The organism is Sulfitobacter aestuariivivens, assembly GCF_014763045.1.
GTDB classification, from domain to species: domain Bacteria; phylum Pseudomonadota; class Alphaproteobacteria; order Rhodobacterales; family Rhodobacteraceae; genus Sulfitobacter; species Sulfitobacter aestuariivivens.
Genome location: NZ_JACTAG010000011.1, coordinates 1 through 820 on the forward strand (window position 1 = coordinate 1; position 820 = coordinate 820).

1 protein-coding gene is annotated in these 820 nt (G+C 56.3%); it reads left to right on the forward strand.

The annotated features are described in order from the left end of the window. The first annotated feature begins 55 nt into the window (after positions 1-55). Positions 56-766, forward strand: a complete 711-nt coding sequence (locus H9Q16_RS20500) for an IS6 family transposase (protein ID WP_191077341.1) — start codon at positions 56-58, stop codon at positions 764-766. Positions 767-820: the final 54 nt, after the last annotated feature.

Genomic DNA, 820 nt, shown 5'->3' on the forward strand with positions numbered 1-820 from the left:
GGGACTGTTGCATTAATCGGTTGGCTTGGCCACTTTCGCGCTTTTGAGGTTGGACATGCCGCGTAAATCCCCGTTCAAGCATCATCGCTTTCCGCGTGAGATCATCTTGTGTGCTGTGCGTTGGTACCTGCGTTACCCATTATCCTATCAGGATGTGGTCGATCTCCTGGCAGAGCGCGATGTCACCTTTAATCGGTCGACCATTTATCGCTGGGTTCAGAAGTTCGGCCCCGAATTGACCAAGCGCACCGAAAAGCATCTGCGCCGCGCCAGCGTCGATTGGCACGTGGACGAAACTTACATCCGTGTGGGCGGCAAATGGCGTTATCTCTGGCGGGCGGTCGACGCAAATGGTCAGATGATCGATTTTCGCCTCACCGCGCGCCGGGATGCGAAGGCGGCCAAAGCCTTTCTGAACAAGGCGATTGAACGTGTACGCCTGCATCGGCCTGTGACCATCTGCACGGATAAAGCGCACGCCTATCGGCGCGTCATCCGCGAGATCAACCGCCGTTATGACCCGCATTTTGACAGTATCCGACACGTCGACAAAAAATGGCGCAACAATCTGATCGAGAGCGATCACGCGGCCATGGAACGGCTACTCGGATACCGGCAGAGCTTTCAATCCTTGCGATCGGCCAAGGCGACTCTCAGCGGCATCGAGACAATCCGGACCATCAAACGCGGGCACATCCATCACAAGACACCAGGCGTCAAAGGCGAGATCGAATTCATCCGCGGGCTGTTCGGAAATGCTACGTGACCATGGTGCCTTGCTGCGCTACCGTGCACCAGCAGAGATAATGCAACAGTCCCC